Here is a 20,441-nt window from a genome sequence, read left to right as displayed (position 1 = left end):
TAGTTAAGACTTTTCTTTCTGCAAGATTACCTTTATTCCCCAATTACACAACTTTTTTTGAAATATTTTAATGATTTATGCCACAAAACATATTTTAATAGAAATTTTGGTGCGGTTGCCCTGGTTTAATTCCTGCTTTTTCATCCGGATGATAAGAACTGTCTCTTTAATGGATGCCAGTAATGTGAATATAGCTATCGACCAGATTGTTTTGATATTTGCAGTCATAACATATAGAATCTTTTCGTATATTTGACAAAACCAATTAAATCATCTGTATCATGGACATGCAAGTGTTTCTCAATAATTATCATGAGGCCTTCGGTGAGAAAGTCGATCTTCCTATTGTCTTTTGGTATTCGGAGCAACCGGTAAATCCGGTCGATAAAATCGGAGGATGTTTATTCAAATGCATGAAAGAGGTTAGAGCCGGACAAACGGTTAGTTTGAGTGTGGAAACTATCGGTTGTGGTGGCGGAAAATTCTATACGGGTTTTACGGAGATGCCTGAACGGATTCCCGGATTTGTGTCTTTAAAAGAAAAATACAAACAAACACCCGAAGGTGTTTCTGAGTTTTTGGAAGAGTTGCAGGTTCCGAGAGCAAAGATGGATTATCTGAATTTTACCCGAATGGATAAAGTCGAGAATTTTGACAATCTGGAAGGTATCCTGTTTTTGGCGACACCCGATATGCTTTCCGGTTTGGCTACCTGGGCCTTTTTCGATAATAACTCAGAGGATGCCGTTACCTCTCTATTCGGTTCCGGTTGTTGCTCTGTAGTCACACAAGCCGTTATTGAGAATGCGAGAGGAGGAAAACGTACCTTCATCGGGTTTTTCGATCCTTCTGTACGCCCTTATTTTGAACCGGATATTTTAAGTTTTATGATACCTATGTCCCGATTTAAAGAAATGTATGATACGATGCGGAGTAGCTGTCTGTTCGACACACATGCCTGGGGAAAAATCAAGGAAAGAATGAATAACAGATAAAACAACTAACAAATAATATAATGCCATATATCACAGTTGAAGGCGGCTCACTTACCCATGAACAAAAAAGTGAATTAATCCGGAGAATGACAGAAGTAGCTTCTGAAGTAATGCAGATACCGGTAGAATTCTTCCTATGTACGATTAAAGAATTACCGGATGAAAATATAGGAATAGGAGGCCGGACTATTGATGTGATAAAGCAGGAGTATTTGCAAAATAAAAAGTAAAAGGATGGATTATAAGCATATACTTTCTTGTTGGCACAAACTGGAACATTTCTCTCCGGCACTTTTGCCGAAGGATTCCAGTGTGAAACGATTGAACGATCTTCCCTGGATACGTCCGTTGATGGCAAGAGATCCAAAGAAAACGATCCAGTACACGATCTATCTGGGTGTATTTTCTATGAGTTCTGTGTCTGATTTTGTAAAAGCATTCTTTAAAGACGAAAGTATTAATCCGAATGTGACTGATGCAAGAGTTTGTTACGCTTCTGTTAAACTGGATTGTCAAGGTATATACATACAAAATTCTTTCGGACTTTCTACTATGCCGTGGGCGTTAAGACAGTTGGAAGAGAATAAAGTAGATACTAATACCTGGTCAGATGATTTTAAAGAACTAAAAGATAATCTGTTTGAACGCTTGACAGAAAATCAGAAAGAACTGGCTGATGATAATAAAAGCTATTTGTCAGATGTTCAGACACTCGAAAACCTGTGGGAGATACAATCCTTAATCGTACAGAAGTTGAAATGGAGTACTTCTCCGCAGACAGAAATATATATACGTACAGAAGAAGTATATAAGAAAAATAATCCTTCTGATCCGGACGAGTCTAATGCCGATATTCTGAATAGTTTCTATATCGAAGACCTGGAACGGGTGATTACATCTTATGAAAAAGGGGATTACCGGAAAACTTTCAAAGATTATTTAAGTGCTTGCCTGAATAAAGATTTTGTTCATTCCGATCTCTCTCTTCACCCGGATATTTTGAGGGAAAGTTTGATTCCGGAGAATTATCCCGATGGTTGTTGGCCGTCACCTTATTCGGCAAGTTTGATGCAGCAGTTTGCTGTGAATACAGTCTATAAGGAGTTGTCCGGAGAAAAACAGGAGGGATTGTTCTCTGTCAATGGACCTCCCGGAACCGGAAAGACGACTTTATTACGGGATATTATTGCGGCCATTTTAGTGAAGCGTGCTAAAAATATGGTCCGTTTTAATGATCCGGCAAAAGCATTTCGTAAAATAGGTGAGGTGCAGGTGAGCGAAAAATACACTCCGTTTATCTATGAGCCGGACCCGTCAATTTGTGACGGAGGTATTGTTGTCACTTCATCAAATAATGGAGCGGTAGAGAATATTTCGAAAGAGTTGCCCTTGAAAAGTGAAGTGAAAGGTTATTCTGATCTGGTTGGGTATTTTCGGCAAGTGAGTGAAGAATGTCTGGATGAAAAATATTGGGGGATAATTGCCGCCGTTTTAGGTAATAAGGAGAACCAGCGAAAACTGATCGGTTGTATTTGGAATGGCAATTCGGAGAAAGAGACCTATACATTAAAGCAGCATTTAGCCGATTATAAGCCGACGGAAGAGGAATGGCTCGGTGTCGTTTCTTCTTTTGAAAGAAAACTCAGTGAAGTGAAGGCAGAGAAATCCCGTCTGACCGGTTTTATGCAAAATGCAGAAAACATAGAGAAGATCCGCCTCAAACTGGAGGACATAGCCTACCGTTTGACTGTTGATGAAAAGGAATTGGATACCCGGATAGAAGCCTCAAATTTGTTGTCTGCTGAAATAGATGAAAGTAGACGAAGAAGGGAAGAGGTTAAAACTGAAATGCAGTTGTTACAATCAACTCGTCCCAGTTTTTTTACTTATTGGTTCAGTAAAGATGTTCGGACACAATATAAAAAGGCGGTTGCTTCTGTTTTATCAGAATACAATATATCAGGTGAAAGATTAGCCCGGCAGAATGCAGAATTACAAAAACTTTGTACTGAAATTGAGACGCTGAAAAGCAAATGGGAAAAAAGTAAAAGAGAGCATGACGAAATAGATGAACAATATAAACTGTTGTTGAACTCTGTTGAAAAAGCTCGTGAAGAGTTAAAAGGGGCATATGCTGATGCTTCTTTCTGGCAACGAATTGAGTCGAAAGAAGTACAGGAGACCACTCCCTGGTATTCAGAAACGTTGAAAAGATTACAATCGGAATTGTTTGTCGAAGCCATGAAAGTGAACGAGTTGTTTCTCTTGCGGGCAAATGCTACTTCAAGCCGTATAAAAACGACACTGGATGGTTTCTTCAATTTCCTGAAAACAGGAGGGAACCTTACCGAAAAAGAAATACAGGCAATGTGGAATACATTTTGGCTGGTCGTTCCTGTAGTCTCTTCCACTTTTGCTTCTATTCAGCGTATGTTTAGTTCATTGGGTACCGGTTCTATTCCGTGGTTATTTGTTGATGAGGCCGGACAGGCTGTTCCACAGGCCGCAGCCGGAGCGATCTGGCGTTCAAAGCGGGCTGTTATTGTGGGCGACCCTTTCCAGATAGAGCCTGTCGTAACGATACCGGAACAGATCATCAATAATTTTAGTCGTTATTTTGGTCTGGACAAGACACAGATACATACTTCGCTCTCTGTTCAGTCTATGGCCGACCGGGCAAATCCGTATGGCTGGGTTACCAATGATACCTGGACCGGTTCGCCTTTACGGGTTCACCGCCGTTGTATCGATCCGATGTTTTCTATCGCAAATGAGATTGCATATAATAATATGATGTATAATTCGACTTTTGGCAGTACCTCAAACCTGATTATGCAGAATGGATTTGTACAGGTAGAAGGGAATGTCAGTGGCCGCCATTATGTTCCGGAACAAGGTATGGCAATCAAGCTAATGATAATGGAAGAAATCCGTCAATTACAGGATTTACCGGATTTGTTTGTTATTTCGCCTTTTTCAGAGATTCCGTCTATCCTGAAAAAAGAATTACGTCAACCGATAAGGAAAGCCCTTGCCCCGTTTAAGCAGATAGATGATGACACCCCTAAAAAATGGTTGGATAGCCATATCGGAACAGTGCATACTTTCCAGGGGAAACAGGCCGCCGGTGTAATTTTCTGTCTGGGACTTGATGAAAAGACAAAAGGTGCTGCAACCTGGGCTTCATCCAAACCGAATTTGTTGAATGTGGCTTTGACACGTGCTAAATTTAGGTTTGTTGCTGTGGGGGATGGGAAGATTTGGTTGAGGCAGCCTTATTTTTGTAAATTGAAGGGATTATAATCAAAATATTTAATGGAATAAATACAATAATATATTGTATGTTTTTACAGAAGAAATAGAATCTCTACCAAAAGGTAAGGATATAAAGATGTTGTTTTTAGATGGTGTACATTTTGCTAATGTAATTTCAGACATTTACACTTTTAATGATTTATTGGAATATGCTATTTCCCAAGCATCTTTAAAAGGAAATATTTATTGTTCAACAAGTCTGAAAAAGTAATGATATTGTAACATCGGTAAGGTTGAGAATTTTTATAATTCTTTATTTGCAACACCAAAAGGAATGTGAACAGCCGGAATTTCATCTATATGGTCAAGATGAACCATCTGATCATCAAAGAATATATGAGGTTTCATGATATTCAAAATTCTGGCTTTGTCTATTCCTCCTAGAAAAAAGGCTTCGTCAACGTCTACTTTCTAATAATTAAGAGTATTGATCATTCTCTCATGTGCAGGAGCATTTCTAGCGGTCACGATAGCTGTTTTCAAAATTCGTTGATATTTTGGATTTTGACTAGCCTTTCTCTGTTCTAATTTCTGATAAAAAGAGATTTTTTTTAATAACTCTATAACGGGACCATTTTTTAGAGGTTCAGTAGCGTGGTCAACTTCATATTTATGGTAGGTTTGAAGGTTATTTGTTGTCTTGTACACTTTTTCAGCTTCGTCATCGGCTAAAACTCCATCAAAGTCAAAGGCAAGTCTTAATTCTTTATCTTCTTCATCATCCATAACTGCGGTTTTGTTTAGCACTCTTCCTGCGGCAGTTCCACTATCCAATGCTTTTTTGACATCAGCTTCATTGGCTGAAAGAAAAAGTGAAGCATTGAATGCTGGAAGATATTGGAAATGGGATGAACCTGAAGAAAATCCAGCTCTTGTTATATTTAACTGATAATGTTTTATAGAGTTAAATGCTCTCATCCCTGTTTCAGGACTATTGCGGGACATGAGAATGACTTCTATAGGTTGCTCATCTGGAAATGATTCATTTAATCGAAGTAAACGACTTATAAATGGAAATGCAACTCCTTTTTCAAAAGGTTTGTCTATATATTTTTTCTGATATTCTTTATATGGTTGTACACCTTGGGCTTTGAAGATGCTATCAGATTCAGTTAAATCAAAAAGGGCACTTGATGCAACTGCGATTACAAGTTTTTTTTCTATAGGGTATGCCATTTTTCTTTCTTATTTATCTTATTTTTCTATTTCAAAAGAATAGTCATATTTTATTATAGATTGATTCCTAACATTCTCGATCCAAGCCTTCGTCTTGTGGTTTTCATCTGAGATCATTTTAGGAGTATAGTTTTTATATTTTTCATATACGTAATTCAAGGTATTTAATTCACTTTCAGAAAATATATTTTTATCAACAAATTCTTTTGTTGTTAATAGTTCTCCGATATTTCCGTTAGCAAATTCGACAGCCTCTCTTTCTATTCCTCCGATATTATCATAAATAGTTTGATATTTATTGGGTACACATCCATAAGGATATGCAACATATTCCAAGCCGCTCAACCCTATTGCATATTCTTTATAATGATAAAAATCAGTATAAAACAATAATTTATTAAGTTTGGTAGGACAAAGAGAACCACTTTTATTCAGAAAAAAAGTAATTATATTTTTTAGTTTAACTATATCTTGTTTTACATACCCATTTTTGATGGATCTTTGTATCTTGTTGAATATTAATCGTTTTTCGAATCTGTCGCAGCCTGTTTGTGGCATTCTATCCAATTTGCAGATTATATTTTTGTATTCTTTTTCTGTGAATTGATGTATAGAATTCTCAACCAAAGCTCTAAAAACTTTAGGATCTTGTATACTGAATAATGTCTTACCATTACTTTCATTAGGAAGTAATCCCTTTTCATATAAATTATACTGATTCTCTCCAAAACCTAGTATTTTGGACATCTTGGCGCAAGATAGACCATACTTTTCTCTCATACTCAAGATTTCATCAGGATAAGGAATACCATATTTTTCTCTATATTGATTATGTATTTGAGTTATCCATAATTCATCTTGTTCAGTTGTGGTGAATTCTTCGCCAGTAATATCACATTTGTAATAACAAGATGTTACAGTATATTTTGAACCTCTGAACTCAACTTCTTTCGTTTCATATACTAAAGTTGCGTTACCATCAGCAAACGGACTTTCAATAACCTTTTTCATGATCAATTACGTTTTGGTTTTTCTCACGATCAATAAAAACTATATGAAATATAGTTAGTTTGATTTTAAATTGGCTTAAAAATAGCTTGACCTCATCTTCAGTTGTCATATCGATTAACTTTATGATTGGCAAAGATCGATATACTTTTCAAAATAAACAAGAAAACCAACTATAAAGTTGAAAAAATGAATAAATTAACATTAGTGCATAATTTGATTGCTCGTGTCTCGGGAATGCCTGGAATGCTAAAGTGACAAAATCATTTTGTTATTGGAACCTCATTATACAGATTTTATATAGATACAGACTGTCTGATAAATACTTATATCTCATTCTCCAGTATTTCCCATATACCATATTTCTACATATCTCTTCAATTTTCAATCATTTAATCTCTTATCTCTGTAATGATCTAAATCATTATTTTGGTCATGTACAAAAATACTCTCATTCTTAATCAAAATGACAGTCGCATTTGAGTCAAATTTTTCATCCGTCTGGAATGAGATACACCCTTGGGGACTGCTTCTTTCTAATTTTTTTTTCATCAATTTCGACCTTTGTGTCAGCCACTTTCCAAAATCATCTAAATGATTTCCCCAATTCATCTGCATAACTTGCTCCAATCATCTATGGTTTATTGAAATCTTCGCTAAAAGGTGTGGATAAATATGGTGGAAAAGCCTGGAAGGGGACTTTTTACATATTTGTTTGTTTTTGAAAATACTATATAAATGAAAGGTCTAAAAAAGTATGTGGATGGTACGCGGATGACGCTAATCTGCTCAATCTGCGTCATCCGTGTGCTATTTACATACTTATTGATTTCCGGCCTGTTTTCTCCATGCCGGATCTTTTTCCAATATCTTCTGATAGATGGGGCAATCGGGAGTATGCGCCCCTTCGAGATAGCCTGTGCTTAACAGAAATTCATTGACGATCTCCCCACCAGTAAATTTGAATGTTTTCTTGAATAGTTTAGTCCATTCATCCTTGGTTTTAGGGTGATGGTGATCTAGCCAGTTTTTAAATGAACCATATTCACTTTTCAGTTCCATAATGGCCTGTGCATTGTGGATGGCGGCTTTTACTTTTAGTCTGTTCCGAATGATACCGGAATCGGCTAAAAGCCTGGCTTCGTCTGTTTCCGTATAGTTTGAGATGGTTTCGATATTGAAATTATCATAGGCTGTGCGGAAAGCGGTTTCTTTTTTGAGTATGGTCGACCAGCTTAAACCTGCCTGATTGATTTCCAGAAGGAGCCTGCCGAATAATTCATTATCATCTTCGATAGGGAAACCATATTTTTCATCGTGATATGTCTTGTTAAGATCAATAGCCCAACCAGTAGTAGTCTTTATGTATTCGCAGTATGACATAATTCGGTATTATTTAGAATTTTATGAATAGACAAAAGTAATTATTTATTTCAGAAGAACCTATATATGGGAGTATAACTGAAGATAGTAGTTCTTTTATACATGTGGTTGTGTAATTTTCAGTACATTTGGATGCAATATGAAAAGTTATAGTAGTAATGAATTTTGAGCAGTTAGCAACTATCATAGAGAATACTCATTTGCAATTACAGCAAAATGCAGTAAAGGCAGTCAACCAATTCCAGACTATCCGTAATTGGCTAGTGGGTTTTTATCTTGTTGAGTTTGAACAGAGTGGCGAAGACCGGGCAGAATATGGCGAACAGTTATTGAAAAAACTGGAACAAAAAGTGAATCAGAAAGGATTAAATGTGACTCTATTTCAATGGTCGAGGAAGTTTTATCTTACTTATCCTGCATTTGCCAGACTTATTGACGGCTCATTTCGATTAATTTATGCGACAGCGTCACATAAATCGTTGGAAGAGGATAAAGACCAGATTTGTGCGACACTGTCGCATAAATTGCAAATGATTGATGGAGAATGTGATAGGGGTGGAATGCCTGCTGATAAAATATTTTCTTCAATATCTTTCTCTCATTTTATAGAACTACTAAAGATCGATGATCCTATTAAACGAATGTATTATGAGATGCTCACTATTCAGACCGGGCTTTCTGTTCGTGAACTTAGACGTCAGATAGGTGCATTGAGTTATGAACGTGTCGGATTGTCCGGCAATATGGAAAATGCTCTTGCTACCATTCGGCAAAAAATCCATCCGCAAACCATTACCGATGCCGTCAAAGATGATTATTTCTTTGAGTTCTTGAATATTCCACCACAACGTTTATCCTTTGTCAAAGAAGATGAACTTGAAACTCTTTTACTCGACCACTTGCGTGATTTTATTATAGAATTGGGTAATGGGTTTTGCTTTGAAGCAAGACAAAAACGTATTCTGATTGGTGATGAATTTTATTTTATTGATATGGTATTTTACCATAGAATATTAAAATGCCATGTTCTTTGCGAACTGAAAGTCTCTGCGTTTAGTCATTCGCATGTGTCGCAGTTATATTCGTATTTGAATTATTATCGGGCAGAAATAATGGAATCCGGAGATAATCCACCTATCGGCATTTTGCTGGTGACAGATAAGAATGATGCTTTAGTTCAATATGCTACAACTGGCTTAGATGAACAGATTTTTGTTTCTAAATACAAATTACAACTTCCAACGGAGCAGCAGTTGAAAGATTTAATATTGAAGACATTAATCTGTAAATAACCCAATTGTTTTTTTCTTAAAATAATACGCTAAATGTCCACGAACCATATATTAATCATTGCATTAAGTAACCATCCTATTTTGGGACCTTTACTTATTCCTTATTTTGCTAAAACTGTGTCTCAGGATGTTATCAGTGTGGAGGAACAGGCTACCCATGCGGGAAACGATACGGAGTTGTCTGAGATGGAGAAGCAGGTAATTGCTATTGCGCAAAGTTATTCCGAAAAGAACCTGATGCAGGTATATTCCAGGCAACAGACAGTGGCCGGCTTTTTGAGTTCGGTGACAGCGGAGATGTTGAAGAAGCAACTCCGTCCTTTCATTGATAAGAAAATAAGGGAGATGGTTCGGTTGATGCAGGCGAATCATTTGCCGGTATATATGAAAGAACCCGGTGTGAAACTGCTTTATGAGCATGACCGGATGCGTTTTTCAGGGAATATTGCGGAGATCTCTTTCCGCTTCGAGATAACAGATCATTTTTTCCGTTATTCAGCCGTCTGTCGTATGGATGGAGAAGAGATTCCTTTACAGAAAAAGAGAAAGTTTATGGTTTTGTCTTCAAAACCGGCTATCCTCTTGTTGGATGATCGGCTCTTAGTTTTCAAGCGGATTGAGGCTTCGAAAGTCACCCCGTTTCTGACCCGGAAATATGTGGAAGTGCCGCTGGCCGATGCTGAAAAGTACCTGGAGATGGTCGCACTTCCTCTGATTTGCGATTATCCTGCCACCTCTTCCGGCTTCGATCTTATTCACGAAATGAGAACCTGTATCCCTGAATTGTCTGTGGAACGGTCGATTAATGACGAGCCGGCACTTCAGTTGCGTTTCCGGTATGGAGACCGTTATTTCTCGCCGGGAAAGAAAAGCCAGCTGACTTATCCCCGGTTGGAAAAGGTCGACGGAAAACCAGCCATCTATTATTATACACGTGATTTGCAGTTGGAACAAATCTATATCAACTTACTGGAGAAATGGGGCTTCAAACAGATAACGGATGTTCAGTTTGTCAGGGTTGTCGAAACAGGCGGTTATACGTTTATCGACTGGCTGCAACAACATAAGGCAGAGTTGGAGTCTTGCTTTTCTTTTGTGAAGACGGACACGTCTCTCCGGTATTATCTGGGAGAAATTTCGCTGGCACAGGAGATTTCTCCTTCTCCTGACTGGTTCGATATCCGTATTACAGTGCGTATGGAGGATTTTCTGTTCCCTTTTATCCGTTTCAGGAAGCATATTCTGGAAGGGAAAAGGGAGTTTGTGCTGCCAGACGGACAGGTCGCCTTACTTCCTGAAGACTGGTTCGAGAAATATAGCGATCTGTTTACTTTCGGTGATGACAGGCCGGAAGAGATCAGGGTTCGTAAAATGCATCTGGGAGTTGTTTCCGCGTTGGAACAGGAGGATACTGTTTCGAAGGTGTATGTACAGAAAGAATCGGTTGTTGTTCCTCCGAAGATAAAGACTGTTTTGCGTCCGTATCAGCAGGACGGTTTTTCCTGGCTGGTCCATCTGGCTGCCAACGGCTTTGGCGGCTGCCTGGCGGATGATATGGGGTTGGGAAAAACGTTGCAGACGATTACGCTGTTGCAACATATCTATGATCCGGAAGAACCGAAAGCGGTTGTGTTATCTTCTCCCGCTCCGCAAAATATAACGGTTGATAGCAGCGGGCAGTTCTCCTTTTTCGGAATGGATATGCCCGGTGAGATACCGTATGAAGAGGTGAAAAAGGAGAAGGAGGAAACGACGGCTCCCGCTTCATTAGTCGTTGTGCCGACCTCTTTGTTGCCGAACTGGAAACGGGAGATCCGGAAGTTCAGCACATTGAGTGTTTATACTTATATGGGAGATCAAAAGAGGAAAGAACCGTGGAAGAGTTTCGACCGATATAATATTGTATTGGTTACTTACGGGCTTCTTCGGAGGGATATCGAACTGTTGGAGAAGTATCGTTTTACGTATGTGATACTGGATGAAAGCCAGAATATAAAGAACCCGGCTTCCATGACATACCATTCGGTTGTCCGTCTGCAATGTGAACATCGCCTGGTGCTGACCGGGACACCGATCGAAAATTCGCTGAAAGATCTGTGGGCGCAATTCAACTTTATTAATTCCGGTCTGCTGGGTTCTGCGGACGGATTCCGGAAACATTTTATCCATCCGATAACAAAGGAAGGAAACGAGAATGCCCGCAAACGCTTGCAGCAGATTATCCGTCCGTTCTTTCTGAGGCGTACCAAGCAACAGGTGGCTCCCGAACTTCCCCCGTTGACGGAAGAGGTGGTCTATTGCGAAATGACACCGGAACAACGGGAGGTTTACCAGAAAGAGAAGAATGCGCTGCGGAATACGATTTTGCAGGAGCGCCATAAGAACTCATTTGTCGCATTGAACGGTATAACCCGTTTGCGCCAGTTGGCGAATCATCCTCACATGGTTTTAGCGGACTATGAAGGCGGCTCGGGGAAGATGGAGCAGGTGTTGGATGCTTTTGAAACGCTGGTCAGTGAAGGGCATAAGGTGCTGATATTCTCGTCTTTCGTTACACATCTGAAACTGTTGGCGGATGCCTTCACCGAGCGTGAATGGCTGTATGCGATGTTAACGGGAAGTACCCTCGACCGGGAAAGCGAAATTACCCGTTTTTCCACCCGCAGCGATGTTTCCGCCTTTTTCATTTCCCTGAAAGCCGGTGGGGTAGGATTGAACCTGACGGATGCCGATTATGTTTTCATCCTCGATCCCTGGTGGAATCCGGCAGCCGAGTTGCAGGCGGAAAGCCGTGCCCATCGTATCGGACAGGAAAAGCAGGTCTTTGTCTACCGCTTTATTACTGCCGACACGATCGAGGAGAAGATACGCAACCTCCAGGAATCCAAGAGCGAACTGGCTGAAACATTCATCTCGGAAAACGATCCGCTAAAGTCACTGACGGATAAAGAGTGGGAAGAATTGCTGTAACTTTCCGCTTTTTCGCACGTAATTGAATGGAAAACGGTATATTTGTAGACATGAAATTTCAAAAAGCCGTCAGATCATGAGAAAGAAATATCCTATCGGAATACAGAACTTTGAAAGTCTCCGTAATGACGGATACTTTTATGTCGATAAAACATCGTTGGTTTACCAGTTAGTAAACAGTGGACGGTATTATTTTCTCAGCCGCCCGCGCCGTTTTGGGAAGAGTCTGCTGGTATCGACGCTTGAGGCTTACTTCGAAGGGAAGCGTGAACTTTTTGAAGGACTGGCTATGGACAAGCTGGAAAAGGACTGGGTGAAACGTCCTGTGCTGCACATCGACCTCAATGCACAGAAATACGATACGCCGGAAAGCCTGAAGCATATTCTCCATGCAACATTATCGGAATGGGAAAAGATTTATGGTGCTCAAGCATCCGAAATAGGATTGTCACTGCGCTTCCAAGGCATCATCCGCCGGGCTTATGAAAAGACGGGCCACCGTGTGGTGATACTGGTCGATGAATACGACAAGCCTATGTTGCAGGCTATTGGCAACGAGGAATTGCAGAAGTCGTTTCGCGACACGTTGCAGGCCTTTTACGGTGCGCTGAAAAGTATGGACGGCTGCATAAAGTTCGCGTTGCTGACGGGAGTTACCAAATTTGGCAAAGTGAGTGTGTTCAGCGCTTTGAATAATCTGAAAGATTTGTCGATGGACGAACGCTATGTTGAAATATGCGGTATAAGCGAAAGAGAGATACATCATTACCTGGAAGAAGAATTACACGAATTGGCGGGTAAACAGAAAATGACTTACGAAGAAGTATGCAACGAACTGAAAGTATGCTATGACGGCTATCATTTCGTTGAAGACTCCGATGGTATTTATAACCCGTTCAGCCTGCTTAATACCTTCGACCAACTGAAATTCGGCAACTACTGGTTTGAGACCGGAACGCCAACCTATCTGGTGGAGTTGCTGAAAATGCATCATTATGACCTTCACTATATGGCGCAGGTGGAAACCGATGCGGATACCTTGAATAGCATCGACTCATCGTCGACCGACCCGATACCTGTCATTTACCAGAGCGGCTATCTGACGATAAAAGGATATGACCGTGAATTTGGCATCTACCGTCTCGGTTTTCCCAACCGCGAGGTGGAAGAGGGTTTTATGAAGTTCCTGTTGCCTTTCTATGCCGATACGAACAAGGTGGAGGCACCTTTTCAAATCATTAAGTTTGTTCGTGAAGTGCGTAGTGGCGATTACGATTCTTTTTTCCGTCGCCTGCAAAGTTTCTTTGCCGACACGCCTTACGAATTGGTGCGTGACCTGGAACTTCATTACCAGAATGTGCTTTTCATCGTCTTCAAACTGATCGGCTTCTATGTGAAGGCTGAATACCATACATCGCAGAGACGGGTCGATCTGGTGTTGCAAACGGATCAGTTTATCTATATCATGGAGTTCAAACTCGACGGTACTGCCGAAGAAGCGCTCCGGCAGATTGACGGGAAGAAGTATGCATTGCCTTTTGCTGCGGACCCGCGCAAGCTGTTTAAGATTGGGGTTAACTTTAGCAATGAGATGCGGAATATCGAGCGGTGGGTGGTGGAAGAATCGGAGTAATGTAAATGTTTCAGCCTAATGCCTTTTTTTCTTACATATTATAGTTCTACCTCTTTATTTGGCTTTACATTTGTAATATTGTCGAAACAATACCGAAATATATAATATTTTAACTAAATGTTGGATAAAGTGATTATTTCTATTAATATGTCAATTATTTTGCGTTAATATGAACATTGTGTTTGATAAAGTGCGTATCTTTGCAGGTGAAATAAACAAGATATAACCAGATGGAACAACTTAAACATGAGTGTGGAGTCGCCATGGTCCGGTTACTAAAGCCTTTAGAGTATTATCATCAAAAGTATGGTACCTGGATGTACGGCCTGAATAAACTCTACTTACTGATGGAAAAGCAGCATAACCGCGGACAGGAAGGAGCCGGTTTAGCCTGCGTGAAGTTAGAAGCAAGCCCCGGTGAAGAATATATGTTTCGGGAAAGAGCGTTGGGAACAGGAGCTATAACCGAGATATTCGCCGCCGTTCACGATCATTACAAAGATTTGCCACCCGGTAAATTAAACGATCCGCTTTTTGCCAAAGCAAACCTCCCTTTCGCCGGAGAGCTTTATATGGGTCACCTCCGTTACAGCACGACCGGTAAGTCCGGTATTTCCTACGTCCATCCTTTTTTGCGCCGCAACAACTGGAGAGCCAAGAACCTTGCTCTTTGCGGAAACTTCAATCTCACAAACGTAAACGACATTTTCAAAGAAATTACAGCTATCGGACAGCATCCGCGCAAATATGCCGATACCTATATCATGCTTGAACAGATGGGACACCGTCTAGACAGGGAAGTGGAGCGTTTGTACCGGAAATATGAAGAAGAAGGATTGCGGGGCATGGATATTACACATGCGATCGAGGGACATATGGACCTGTCGAATGTGTTGAAACGTTGCGTACCGACCTGGGACGGCGGGTTTGTGATCTGTGGCCTGACCGGTAGCGGCGAGTCGTTCAGCGTGCGTGATCCCTGGGGCATCCGTCCGGCTTTCTATTATGCCGACGACGAGATCGTGGTGCTGGCCTCCGAACGTCCGGTGATCCAGACGGCAATGAACGTGCGAGCCGGGGATATAAAGGAGTTGCAGCGCGGCGAAGCGATGTTTATCAGCAAAGACGGCCGTTTCCGTACTTCGCAGATCGTGGAGTCGGAAGAGAATAAAGCCTGTTCGTTCGAACGTATTTACTTCTCCCGGGGCAGCGATGTGGATATTTACCGCGAACGGAAGAAGCTGGGGGAGAATCTGGTGCACCCGATATTGAAAGCTGTCGATTATGACATCAAACATACAGTCTTCTCCTTCATCCCCAATACGGCGGAGGTCGCTTATTTCGGAATGCAGGAGGGGTTGAACAACTACCTGAACAAGCTGAAGAAAGAGTGGATTGCCGATCGCAGCCACCTACTTCAGGAAGAAGAACTCGACCAGATACTTTCCATGCGCGTCCGTGCCGAAAAAGTAGCGATTAAAGACATAAAATTGCGTACCTTTATCGCCGAAGGCAACAGCCGTAACGACCTGGCCGCCCATGTGTACGATATAACTTACGGAAGTATCGAACCATTCGTTGATAATCTGGTTGTAATAGATGATAGCATTGTTCGCGGGACAACCCTGAAACAAAGTATTATCGGTATCCTGGACCGCCTGCATCCGCGAAAGATCGTGATTGTGTCTTCCTCTCCGCAGGTACGTTATCCGGATTATTACGGTATCGACATGTCGCGGATGAACGAGTTTATCGCTTTCAAGGCCGCAGTCGCTTTGTTGAAGGAACGGGGCATGGAATCCGTTATCACCGAGGCGTACTGGAAAGCCAAGAAGCAACAGGCGAAAGAGGAAGGTCCGATCGTCAACTATGTGAAGGAGATTTATGAGCCGTTCACCGACGAGGAAATATCCGCCAAGATGGTCGACCTGCTTACACCGGCCGGTACACGCGCCAAAGTGGAGATCGTTTATCAGACGCTGGAAGGTCTGCACGCTTCTTGTCCGAACCATCCGGGAGACTGGTACTTCTCGGGCGATTATCCGACTCAGGGCGGTGCACGTATGGTGAACAATGCCTTCATACATTATATGGAAGAAGAATATTTAGTCAAATGACACAAGATATAGATTATATGCAAACAGAGAAAACAGCAACTTTGATCTTAGACGACGGGACTGTTTTTCGCGGCTTTTCTTTTGGCTGCGAAAAAGAGGTAACCGGCGAAGTAGTGTTCAACACTGCCATGACAGGTTATCCTGAAAGTTTGACCGACCCTTCCTATGCCGGCCAGTTGATGGTGTTAACTTATCCGTTGGTAGGTAATTACGGCGTACCTCCCCGTACATTCGATGCGGATGGGATTGCAACGTTTATGGAGAGCGAAAAGATTCATGCGGATGCCATTATCGTAAGCGATTACAGTCATGAGTATAGTCATTGGAATGCTGTCGGGAGTTTGGGAAGCTGGTTGAAAGAAGAAGGTATTCCCGGAATTTACGGGATCGATACACGTGCGCTGACCAAGAAACTGCGTGAGCATGGTGTCATGATGGGAAAGATCGTGATCGGTGATGCAAAGACCGACCTTACGAATTTCGGACAATACGGAAATGTGAATTATGTTGACAAAGTGTCTTGTAAAGAAGTCATCATTTATGGGGAAGGCGAAGGAAAGAAACGCGTTGTCCTGGTAGATTGCGGGGTGAAACATAACATCATCCGCTGCCTGCTGAAACGCAATGTAACGGTTATCCGCATACCTTGGGATTACGATTTCAATACGCTGGAATACGACGGCCTGTTCATCAGCAACGGTCCCGGCGACCCGGATACCTGCGATGCGGCCGTTCAGAATATCCGCAAAGCACTCTCCGGAGACAAACCGATCTGCGGTATCTGCATGGGTAACCAATTGCTGGCAAAAGCCGGAGGCGCCTCCATCTACAAACTGAAATACGGACACCGTAGCCATAACCAGCCGGTCCGCATGGTAGGAACGGAGAAATGCTTCATCACCTCACAGAACCATGGGTATGCGGTGGATAACGATACATTGGGCGCAGACTGGGAACCGCTCTTTATCAATATGAATGATGGCACGAACGAAGGTATCCGGCATAAAACGAAACCTTTCTTCTCCTCACAGTTCCACCCGGAGGCTTGTAGCGGTCCGACGGATACGGAGTTTATGTTCGATAAATTCGTTGAGTTGCTGTAGCAACATACCTTTGCACGGTAAGGTAAAGACCCTTTGCGTGAGCAGGCAAAGCATCTTTGCCAACGGCAGCGACACCTTCTAGGTGGAGGCACTGACAATCCCTCTCCGGAGGCAGCGAGGCAAGCTCGCCAACGTTGGCGAGTCGGTGCGCCTAAAATATGTTAACAAGAAAAATAAGGTAGATATGAAAGAAGATATAAAGAAAGTCCTGATACTAGGAAGCGGCGCCCTCAAGATCGGTGAGGCGGGCGAGTTCGACTATTCAGGCAGTCAGGCATTGAAAGCCATCAAGGAAGAGGGCATCCAGACGGTGCTTATCAACCCGAACATTGCAACGGTACAGACTTCGGAAGGGGTTGCGGACACGGTTTATTTCCTGCCCGTCACTCCTTTCTTTGTGGAAAAGGTGATCGAAAAGGAACGCCCCGAAGGTATCCTGCTGGCATTTGGCGGACAGACGGCGCTCAACTGCGGTGTGGCGCTTTATCAGAGCGGCGTGCTGGAAAAATATAATGTCCGTGTGCTGGGTACTCCGGTACAGGCCATCATGGATACGGAAGACCGCGAACTGTTCGTCCGCAAACTGGACGAGATCGATGTAAAGACGATCAAAAGTGAAGCGGTGGAGAACGCTGCCGCTGCCCGCCGTGCCGCTGCCGAGCTGGGTTATCCGGTGATCGTGCGTGCCGCTTATGCGTTGGGTGGCCTGGGTTCAGGCTTCTGCGACAATGAAGAAGAACTGGACGTGCTGGTCGAAAAAGCCTTCTCTTTCTCTCCCCAGGTATTGGTGGAGAAGAGCCTGAAAGGCTGGAAGGAAGTGGAATACGAAGTAGTTCGCGACCGCTTCGACAACTGTATCACGGTATGTAACATGGAAAACTTCGACCCGCTGGGCATCCATACCGGCGAGTCTATCGTGATCGCCCCGTCACAGACACTGAGTAACACGGACTATCATAAACTGCGCGAACTGGCGATCCGCATCATCCGCCATATCGGAATCGTGGGAGAATGTAACGTGCAGTACGCCTACGACCCCGAATCGGAAGACTATCGGGTGATCGAGGTCAATGCCCGTCTGAGCCGTTCATCTGCTCTGGCGTCGAAAGCAACCGGTTATCCGTTGGCTTTCGTGGCAGCCAAATTAGGTCTGGGTTACGGCCTGTTCGACCTGAAGAACTCGGTAACGAAAACGACCAGCGCCTTCTTTGAACCGGCACTCGACTATGTGGTCTGTAAGATACCGCGTTGGGACTTGGGTAAGTTCCACGGTGTAGCCCGCGAACTGGGTTCAAGCATGAAGTCGGTAGGAGAGGTGATGGCGATCGGACGTACTTTCGAAGAGGCGATCCAGAAAGGTCTCCGCATGATCGGCCAGGGTATGCACGGTTTTGTAGAAAACAAAGAACTGGTCATTCCCGATATCGACAAGGCGTTGAACGAGCCGACCGACCGCCGTATCTTCGTCATCAGCAAGGCCTTCCGTGCCGGTTACACGATCGACCAGATCCACGACCTGACAAAGATCGACAAATGGTTCCTTCAAAAACTATATAATATCATCCAGACTGCCGGGGCCCTGGAAAACTTCAGCAAGATAACCGATATACCCGACGACTTGTTCCGTCTGGCCAAAGTGCAGGGTTTCTCTGACTTCCAGATTGCCCGCGCTATCTTCAAAGATAAAATGGAAGACGGTGAAAGAGCCATCCTGCAGGTGCGCCAGGATCGTAAATATCGTGGCATCCTTCCGGTTGTGAAACAGATCGATACCCTCGCCGCCGAATATCCGGCACAAACCAATTACTTGTATCTGACCTATAGCGGAACGGAAAACGATGTGCAATATCTGGGCGATAAACGTTCGATTGTGGTACTCGGTTCGGGTGCTTACCGTATCGGTAGCTCGGTAGAGTTCGACTGGTGTGGTGTGCAGGCACTGAACACGATCCGCAAGGAGGGGTGGCGCTCAGTGATGATCAACTATAACCCTGAAACGGTTTCGACCGACTACGATATGTGCGACCGTCTCTACTTCGACGAACTGACCTTCGAACGCGTGATGGACATCCTCGAACTCGAAAATCCGCACGGCGTGATCGTCTCTACCGGAGGACAGATACCGAATAACCTCGCCATGCGCCTGGATGAACAACTCGTAAATATCCTCGGAACATCTGCGAAGAGTATCGACAATGCCGAAGACCGCGAGAAGTTCTCCGCTATGCTTGACCGTATCGGAGTAGACCAACCGCGTTGGAAAGAGCTTTCTTCTATGGATGATATCAATACATTCGTGGAGGAGGTAGGTTTCCCGGTACTGGTTCGTCCGAGTTACGTGCTGAGTGGTGCGGCGATGAATGTCTGCTCCAACCAGGAAGAGCTGGAACGTTTCCTTCAATTGGCGGCCAATGTCAGCAAGAAGCATCCGGTCGTAGTGAGCCAGTTCATTGAACATGCCAAAGAGGTGGAAATGGATGCGGTGGCCGATCATGGCGAGATTGTGATGTATGCCATCAGCGAACATATCGAGTTTGCCGGCGTACACTCCGGTGATGCGACAATCCAGTTCCCGGCACAGAAACTGTATGTGGAAACGGTACGCCGCATCAAACGCATCAGCAAGCAGATCGCGAAGGAGCTGAATATCTCCGGCCCGTTCAATATCCAATATCTGGCGAAGGGCAACGAGATCAAGGTTATCGAATGTAACCTTCGTGCTTCACGTAGTTTCCCCTTCGTGAGCAAGGTCTTGAAGATAAACTTCATCGAACTGGCTACCCGTATCATGCTGGGCTTGCCTGTCGAAAAGCCGCATAAGAATGCGTTCGACCTCGATTATGTAGGTATCAAAGCTTCGCAGTTCTCCTTCAACCGCTTGCAGAAAGCCGACCCGGTGCTGGGTGTGGATATGGCATCGACCGGTGAAGTAGGTTGTCTTGGCGATGATCTTTCGGAAGCAGTGCTGACCAGTATGTTGTCGGTCGGACAGCGTATCCCGGCAAAGAATATCCTGCTCTCGACCGGAACACCGAAACAGAAAGTGGCCATGTTGGATGCAGCAAAGATGCTTGCCCGCAAAGGATACAGCCTGTTCGCTACCGGCGGAACACACCGCTTCCTGGAAGAAAACAAAATCCCGAGCACTTTGGTCTATTGGCCGAGTGAAGAAGGCAAACAGCCGCAGGCACTCACCATGCTCCACGAAAAGAAGATCGACATGGTGGTCAATATCCCGCGCGACCTTTCCGCCGGAGAGTTGGACAACGGCTATAAGATCCGCCGTGCCGCAACCGACCTGAATGTTCCTCTGATCACAAATGCCCGCCTGGCAAGTGCCTTTATCGAAGCATTCTGTACCTTGTCGATAGACGATATAGAGATCAAGAGCTGGCAGGAATATAAGTAAAGAACATAGATTTTACCGATGTAAAGTGTGCCCGGCTAAT

Annotated in this window: 13 protein-coding genes and 1 pseudogene; 9 read left to right on the top strand and 5 right to left on the bottom strand. The window is 43.3% G+C overall.

Annotated features, from left to right (window positions below; all coding sequences use genetic code 11):
- Positions 1-75: 75 nt before the first annotated feature.
- On the bottom strand, positions 76-228 hold the full coding sequence (locus NBH15_RS21505) for a hypothetical protein (protein WP_250823515.1): 153 nt from the start codon (positions 226-228) through the stop codon (positions 76-78).
- Between the two features lie 53 nt (positions 229-281).
- Here NBH15_RS21505 and NBH15_RS21500 point away from each other — a divergent pair, with 53 nt between their 5' ends.
- From NBH15_RS21500 to NBH15_RS21490, 3 genes are read left to right on the top strand one after another with little or no spacing between them, the layout of a single operon-like run.
- Positions 282-995 carry a DUF169 domain-containing protein gene (locus NBH15_RS21500; RefSeq protein WP_128133036.1) on the top strand — a complete coding sequence of 238 codons (714 nt, stop codon included), beginning with the start codon at positions 282-284 and terminating at the stop codon, positions 993-995.
- Positions 996-1,015: 20 nt separating this feature from the next.
- Positions 1,016-1,225: a 4-oxalocrotonate tautomerase DmpI gene (dmpI, locus tag NBH15_RS21495; protein WP_128133037.1), complete on the top strand. Its 210-nt coding sequence runs from the start codon at positions 1,016-1,018 to the stop codon at positions 1,223-1,225.
- A 4-nt stretch (positions 1,226-1,229) separates the two neighbouring features.
- Positions 1,230-4,298 carry a DEAD/DEAH box helicase gene (locus tag NBH15_RS21490; RefSeq protein ID WP_128133038.1) on the top strand — a complete coding sequence of 1,023 codons (3,069 nt, stop codon included), beginning with the start codon at positions 1,230-1,232 and terminating at the stop codon, positions 4,296-4,298.
- Between the two features lie 255 nt (positions 4,299-4,553).
- Here NBH15_RS21490 and NBH15_RS21485 read toward each other — a convergent pair.
- The 4 genes and pseudogenes from NBH15_RS21485 to NBH15_RS21470 all read right to left on the bottom strand — a co-directional run bounded on the left by NBH15_RS21485 (position 4,554) and on the right by NBH15_RS21470 (position 7,877).
- Positions 4,554-5,486, bottom strand: a pseudogene (locus tag NBH15_RS21485) (5'-nucleotidase).
- A gap of 18 nt (positions 5,487-5,504) precedes the next feature.
- On the bottom strand, positions 5,505-6,497 hold the full coding sequence (locus NBH15_RS21480; RefSeq protein ID WP_128133039.1) for a type II toxin-antitoxin system antitoxin SocA domain-containing protein: 993 nt from the start codon (positions 6,495-6,497) through the stop codon (positions 5,505-5,507).
- 381 nt (positions 6,498-6,878) lie between these two features.
- Positions 6,879-7,046 carry a hypothetical protein gene (locus tag NBH15_RS21475; protein ID WP_244050940.1) on the bottom strand — a complete coding sequence of 56 codons (168 nt, stop codon included), beginning with the start codon at positions 7,044-7,046 and terminating at the stop codon, positions 6,879-6,881.
- 270 nt (positions 7,047-7,316) lie between these two features.
- Entirely contained in the window at positions 7,317-7,877 is a 561-nt protein-coding gene (locus NBH15_RS21470) for a DNA-3-methyladenine glycosylase I (RefSeq protein WP_250823514.1), read from the bottom strand.
- Between the two features lie 158 nt (positions 7,878-8,035).
- Between NBH15_RS21470 and NBH15_RS21465 the strand changes: the two genes are divergently transcribed.
- From NBH15_RS21465 to carB, 6 genes are all read left to right on the top strand, one after another.
- A complete protein-coding gene (locus NBH15_RS21465) occupies positions 8,036-9,169 on the top strand; it encodes a PDDEXK nuclease domain-containing protein (protein WP_250823513.1) in 1,134 nt (377 codons plus the stop codon).
- Between the two features lie 33 nt (positions 9,170-9,202).
- Positions 9,203-12,139 carry a DEAD/DEAH box helicase gene (locus NBH15_RS21460; protein ID WP_250823512.1) on the top strand — a complete coding sequence of 979 codons (2,937 nt, stop codon included), beginning with the start codon at positions 9,203-9,205 and terminating at the stop codon, positions 12,137-12,139.
- A 76-nt stretch (positions 12,140-12,215) separates the two neighbouring features.
- Entirely contained in the window at positions 12,216-13,772 is a 1,557-nt protein-coding gene (locus tag NBH15_RS21455; protein WP_250823511.1) for a PD-(D/E)XK nuclease domain-containing ATP-binding protein, read from the top strand.
- A 230-nt stretch (positions 13,773-14,002) separates the two neighbouring features.
- On the top strand, positions 14,003-15,889 hold the full coding sequence (locus tag NBH15_RS21450) for an amidophosphoribosyltransferase (RefSeq protein WP_250823510.1): 1,887 nt from the start codon (positions 14,003-14,005) through the stop codon (positions 15,887-15,889).
- A complete protein-coding gene (carA, locus tag NBH15_RS21445) occupies positions 15,886-16,992 on the top strand; it encodes a glutamine-hydrolyzing carbamoyl-phosphate synthase small subunit (RefSeq protein WP_250823509.1) in 1,107 nt (368 codons plus the stop codon). The genes NBH15_RS21450 and carA overlap by 4 nt, the downstream gene beginning before the upstream one ends.
- Before the next feature lie 184 nt (positions 16,993-17,176).
- Positions 17,177-20,401, top strand: a complete 3,225-nt coding sequence (carB, locus tag NBH15_RS21440) for a carbamoyl-phosphate synthase (glutamine-hydrolyzing) large subunit (RefSeq protein WP_250823508.1) — start codon at positions 17,177-17,179, stop codon at positions 20,399-20,401.
- Positions 20,402-20,441: the final 40 nt, after the last annotated feature.

Origin of the sequence: Parabacteroides caeci (genome assembly GCF_023656795.1) — a bacterium.
In the GTDB taxonomy this organism is placed as follows: Bacteria; Bacteroidota; Bacteroidia; order Bacteroidales; family Tannerellaceae; genus Parabacteroides; species Parabacteroides segnis.
Note: the sequence above shows the minus strand (reverse complement) of the source record. Positions and strands in the feature narration are given on the sequence as shown.